Origin of the sequence: Sphaerisporangium sp. NPDC049002 (assembly GCF_040649355.1) — a bacterium.
Taxonomy (GTDB): domain Bacteria; phylum Actinomycetota; class Actinomycetes; order Streptosporangiales; family Streptosporangiaceae; genus Sphaerisporangium.
In genome coordinates, this window is sequence record NZ_JBEZFH010000327.1 from 1 (window position 1) to 5,615 (window position 5,615).

General features: G+C 68.4%; 4 protein-coding genes. All 4 read right to left on the reverse strand.

Features of this window, described 5'->3' with window-relative positions:
- Window positions 1-125 precede the first annotated feature (125 nt).
- The 4 genes from AB0B89_RS34500 to AB0B89_RS34515 all read right to left on the reverse strand — a co-directional run bounded on the left by AB0B89_RS34500 (window position 126) and on the right by AB0B89_RS34515 (window position 5,154).
- Window positions 126-2,120 carry a glycosyl hydrolase family 28-related protein gene (locus AB0B89_RS34500; protein WP_358561366.1) on the reverse strand — a complete coding sequence of 665 codons (1,995 nt, stop codon included), beginning with the start codon at window positions 2,118-2,120 and terminating at the stop codon, window positions 126-128.
- 398 nt (window positions 2,121-2,518) lie between these two features.
- Window positions 2,519-3,151 carry a MerR family transcriptional regulator gene (locus AB0B89_RS34505; RefSeq protein ID WP_358561368.1) on the reverse strand — a complete coding sequence of 211 codons (633 nt, stop codon included), beginning with the start codon at window positions 3,149-3,151 and terminating at the stop codon, window positions 2,519-2,521.
- 50 nt (window positions 3,152-3,201) lie between these two features.
- Window positions 3,202-3,945 carry an SAM-dependent methyltransferase gene (locus AB0B89_RS34510; RefSeq protein ID WP_358561374.1) on the reverse strand — a complete coding sequence of 248 codons (744 nt, stop codon included), beginning with the start codon at window positions 3,943-3,945 and terminating at the stop codon, window positions 3,202-3,204.
- Between the two features lie 663 nt (window positions 3,946-4,608).
- Window positions 4,609-5,154 (reverse strand): hypothetical protein, encoded by a 546-nt coding sequence (locus AB0B89_RS34515; RefSeq protein ID WP_358561371.1) that lies wholly within the window; start codon window positions 5,152-5,154, stop codon window positions 4,609-4,611.
- Window positions 5,155-5,615: the final 461 nt, after the last annotated feature.

A 5,615-nucleotide genomic window follows, 5' to 3' on the forward strand; every position in this document is an offset into this window, starting at 1 on the left:
CCGCCGGCGGGCTGCTGCCGCGCGCCTCCCGCCCTGGTCCGACGTCCCGCCCGGTCGCCCGCCCGTGGGTCCAGGGCGGCCGACCGGCCGGGCCGGCGGGTGCTAGAACGCGTCCTTTGCGTGTGTCACCACTGGGACGGCGCCGGGGGCGCGACGACCGGCGGGCGGTCGTCGCAGGTGATGGTGTTCGGCAGCTCCCACGGGGCGAGCCAGGGGCCGGTGGTGCCGCCCCCGTCGTTGCCGCCGAGGTCGGTCAGCGAGAACTCCGAGCCCGTGGGCGGGAAGTTGAACGACCCGCAGTTGTTGACGCCGACCGCGCCGACGTTGCGGGCGTCCACGTTCTGGAAGGACGCGGACCCCTTCACGCGGGCGCTGACGACCGAGGTGCCCGTGCCGTCGACCTTGATGTCCTTGAAGTGGACGTTCGTGATCGAGTACAGGTCCTTCACCGGCCAGTCGCTGACCAGCATCATCGCGTTGTAGGTGTTGTCGAGGAAGTTGTCGCCGACCACCTGGATGTCGGCGTCGATGTTCTTCTCCAGCGCGAAGAACCAGATGGCCCCGAGGCCGATGTTCCAGTTCAGCTCGTACGTGCCGGCCCGTACCGTGGTGTTGTCCGTGATCCACAGGTGCCCGGCGAACGCCTCGGCGCCGAAGCGGGACCCGACGTGGATGGCGCTGCCCTCGCGGATCGGGTCGGCGACGAGGTTGTTGGAGACCGTGTTGTCGGTTCCGCCGTAGATGGCGATGCCGTTGGCGAGGACCGGCGTCTGCACGGTGTTGTGGTCGAAGGTGTTGCCGGCGTCCGCGGTCTTCTCCGACCACATGGCGAGACCGTCGTCACCCGAGTTGCGGACGAAGTTGTTGGACACGACCGAGTTCGTGACGCCGGTGTGGAAGTTGAGACCGTCGGCGATCTGGTCGACGATGACGTTGTTCGTGACCCGCAGCCTCGTCATCGGGCCGTCGAACCACAGGCCCACCTTGGTGTGGCGGATGTAGAGGCCGTCGATGGTCGAGTCGCTCATCGCCCCGCCGACGCCGTTCACCTGGTCGGTGTCGATGCGCTCGCGGACGTCGCCCTCGATCGTGAAGCCGGACAGGTGGACGTTCCTGCTGCCGCCGGCCGCCGCGTCCTTGCCGTAGAAGCCGACGCCGGTGTGCACCGAGCCGTCGGGGGCCGGAGTGCTGAGGGCGACCTCGCGGCCCTTGATGATCGTGTACCAGCTGCCCGCGCCCTCGATCGTCACGTCGTCGTCGACGATGATGTGGCGGTTCACCTGGTAGACGCCCGGCGGGATGTAGACCTTCAGGTGGCCGCGCTTCGCGAACGCGATCGCCTTGTCGATCGCGTCGGCCGAGTCGCGCCGGCCGAGCGGGTCGGCGCCGAACGCCAGCACGTTCGCCGCGACGAGCCTGACCTGCGGCGCGCCGACGACCTGCGAGTCGAGCAGGTCGATGACCGTCCACGCGGCGTTGCTCCCGGCCGGGACCGTGAGCCGCACCTTGTCACCCGCGCGGTAGGTCTTGCCGAGCAGGAGGCGCTGCTCGTCGTAGAAGTGGTTCGGGCGGAAGGGCTTGGTGATGACCGGGGCGGGCGTCGTGGCGCTGGGCACGCAGCCGCACTCGGTGATCCACCAGTCGGGGTGCAGCAGGCCGGCGCCCGGGTCGTTCGAGAACGGATACTGGTTGTACAGCCACGCGTACTGCGAGGTGAGCGTCATGGACTTCTTGGCCCCGCCGTTCACCGTGACGTTGAGCGGCGCGGTGATGCCGCCGCCGCCCGGCGCGTCCGGGATGCTGTAGCGCACGTTGATCGCGTTCGCCGCGCTCGGCAGCGTGAACTCGACGTACTGTCCCGGCGTCAGCTTGACCGCCTTACGGCCGGACGCCTCGGCGGGCAGCGTGTACGCCGTGCGGTCGGGGCCGATGAGCGTGCCGTTCGTCGCGGCGTTCTCCGCCTCCTGCTCGGCGAAGTCCACGCTGGCGCCCCTGCCCGCGACGAGCGAGGAGTCGAGGGCGGCGCGCGTCACGACAGGGGTCCCGGCGGCGGCCGCGCCCTTGCCGGCCAGGGCCGTGCCGCCGAGCGCGAGGCTGAGACCGACGGTGGCCGCGGTCACCGCCGCGACCGTCCCCGCGGCCTTTCGCGGTGTCCTGCCTGACCACCTCGATACAGCTCCTGTGATGCTGCGTGACATCGAATGTCCGTTTCTCTCGGGGGGTGAACACCTGAAGACGCTCGGGAGGGGACGCCAGAGGGTGAGGTGACATTAAGACGCTCGTGCCTCGCTCCACAAGGGTCCTGCGAAATAGTTTCGTAATCTTGCTCTATAGCTGCGATGCTCGCTTGAATTCTTGCGCCGACTGTCATGAGTCGTTGCGAGGTTTCGCAAGATTCGACCAGCCGGGAAGAAGGCCGCGAGGGTCACGGGAATGCCTCGCGCCCCACGCCGGCGGGCGTGGGGCGCGGTGGGAGGATCCGGAAGGCGGCCTGGCGCGGGGCGTGCGGGACTCCGGCTCAGCGGCCGAGGATGCGGGCGGACTCCGACTCCTGGGCCAGCCTCCTGAGCACGTCGAACGCCTTGCCGTACAGGACCGTGCCGATCACCAGCGACTCGACGGCCGTCTCGCGGGGACCGTCGAAGGGGATCTTGCCCATCTCGTGCTCGGAGACCAGGCGCATCATCAGGCCGGCGTAGTGGCGCATGCTCTCGTCGCTCGCCGGCATGCCGAGCTGGTCGATCCTGACGAGGATCTGCGCCAGTTCCTCGCGGGTGGGCGCCTCGGGGTGGACGTGCCATTCGAGCTCGTCGATCAGCGTGTCCACACGCTCGCGCGCCGCGTGGTGCTCCTCGTCGTCCGGTCGCGACTCGCCCGGTGAGGCGAGCGCGTAGTGGGCCGTGCCCAGCATCTCGTGGACCGGCATCTCCTCGTCCTCCACCACCGCCACGATCTTGCCGATGGAGGCGACGGGTAGGCGGCCGACCTCCAGGAGCGCGCGGATCAGCCTCAGCCTGCGCAGATGGGCCTCGCCGTACTCCGCCCGGGTGGCGGAGGTCTGCTCGCCCTGGGGGAGCAGACCCTCGCGCAGGTAGTACTTGATCGTGGGGATGGGCACTCCCGACGCGGCGCTGAGCTGGGAAATCCGCATGGGGAGATCGTATCTCCCGGTTGGATATTTTTACTATCCAACGCGTGGAACTACCGGCCGGCCCGCCCGGGAACCAGCCCGACGCCCCCGAGGACGCCGGGGGCCGACTGGTCCTCTTCGAGGTCGTGGTCCGGCCGCCAGGACCCGGCGTGGACCAGTCCTGGCTCCACCAGTTCGAGCCCGGAGAAGTAGTCGCGGATCGTGCTCCGGTCGCGCACCTTGAGCGCTCCCTTGGTCCGCGCGTAGATCCCCTCCGCCTCGGCCAGCGTCTCGTCGTTGAGCTCGCCCTTGAAGCCGTGCGAGAGGACCAGGGCGCCGCCGGCCGGGAGGGTGTCGCGCAGGTGGGCGACGATGCTCGCGGCCTCGGTGTCGTCGTCGACGAAGTGCACGATCGCGCAGAGGATGACGGCGAAGGGCCGGCCGAAGTCGATCTGGGCCTGGGTCTCGGGGTGCTCGATGATCGACTTGGGATCGCGCAGGTCGCCGTTGATGACGCTCGTCCGTGGGTTGTCGGCGAGCAGGGCGCGGGCGTGGACGAGCACGATCGGATCGTTGTCGACGTAGACCACCCGCGCGTCGCGGGTCGCGCCGAGGGCGACCTGGTGGACGTTCTCCCGCGTGGGCAGGCCGGTGCCGATGTCGATGAACTGGTGGATTCCCCGCTCGGCCAGGAAGCGCACGGCCCTGCCGAGGAAGGCCCGGTTCTCGCGGGCGACCTGCCTGACGCCCGGCAGCACCTTCATGATCTTCTCGGCGGCCTCGCGGTCGGAGGCGAAATTGTCCTTGCCCGCTATTGCTCAGAATAGGCGTATGACGGGCGCTTCCCTTACCGAGCCATCGCCACCCCCACACACCCCCCGCCCCCCTGCCCACCACCCGTAAACGATCACTCAACCCGCAGCCCCCGCCTACGGCCCGCCCACCCACCCCGGGGTCCGTCGTGGCGCACGACCGCTGCCCATCAATCGACACCCCGAAAAGGTGCCTCCGGCGCTGTCTTCCAAGGCGACCCTCACCCCGCCCACCACGCGCCAACGCGCAAGCAACCCACCGCCGCCCCAGCGAGTTGCCCAAACATCCGACCGACATCACAAGCACCCCCAACCGGCCGCCAGCCCAACACACTTGCCGAAACAACCCGCAGAACCAACCCACACCCTCACACCCCACGACTCACACGAGCCATTGCCGGAAAAAATCCGCCGCCCCTCTCACCACCCCAGCCCCCCGAGGCGTTGCCGAAAGAGCGAATCGTGCTCTGACTCATCAGTTGCCGAACAACCGGCAGCCCCTAGACGATCACACGCACACCGCACGCATTGCCGAATTGTTCTTATAAGGGTCAAGGCGGCGCGCAAGCGCGCCGCGCGGCCTTGTGCCCTCCGGCCGGGCATGCGGCCTTCGGCCGGTCCCGGCCGGAGCACCGGCCGCCACCCAGGCCCCCCAGACCCAGACGCCTACGACTCCTCCTCATACAACCGCTCCGCCTCCGCCTCAACGGCCGCCCGCTCCCGCTCAGTGAGATACCGGTCCGTCTCCGACTCCCACAGGTACGCCTTACGACGAGATACGACATTGGCCCTGCGCCAAGTCCAGATCTTCACCCGGCCGTCCTCACCCGCCGGACTACGCACCCACGCGTACACATTGGGAAACCGCGACGACTCACGTTCGGCCCAGGTCTTCACCTCATACCAAGTAGCGGCCATCTCCCGCGCCTCACCGATCTCGCCTGCGCGCCACACCCCCACCACGTAAGTTTGTCGTGGCGCGTCAGGGAAGTACAGGTCATCCGGCCCCGCCCCGCGACGAGACAAAGGGGTGCCTGTCTCCTCCGCATAGATCCGGTACGCGATGCTCACCACGACGACGACCGCCACAACCCCCCAATTCCAAGGCACAGGCGTTGCCCAGAAATCCGGCCCCGGATCCTCCACCGGGATCTCTCCCACCGGGCCGAATAAGCCACCACCGCCCGGATCAACCCCCATGCCGCAGATCACCGCTCCTCTCCCTCTCAGCGCGCGTTACCCCGACACCCGCGCCTCATTTGCCCGACGAGCAGACAACGAGCAACCCCCGCCGAAAGATTCGCGCCCACCAAAGAACCTCGCCAAGCAACCGCGGAGCCATGCCCGAAAGTTCCCGCCGCAGTGGCGCCGGCCGAACTCCCTCACGGTCGCCCTACGGGTGGCCTACGGCCATTCCGCCGGCCCCACCGCTCCCGTACCCATCACCAGATCGCATCGTCCCGTCCACTGCCGAAACAACCCCCGCCCAACTTCGGCTCAGCTGAAGATCCGCGAGTGCCCGGCAGTCCACACAGCGAAGCCGAGCTTCCCGCAAAACAGGAAGCCCGGCCCCACGAGACGACCGAGAACGGCCGGAACTCGCTAAATTTGTGATCTCACACTCAGCTCAGACTCCCAGCGGCCATCTTCATGACGCTGGACCGGCTGAATCG

Excerpts from the sequence above, each read along its gene's own strand:
- AB0B89_RS34505 (WP_358561368.1), bottom strand. The coding sequence starts at position 3,151 with ATGCGGATTTCCCAGCTCAGCGCCGCGTCGGGAGTGCCCATCCCCACG.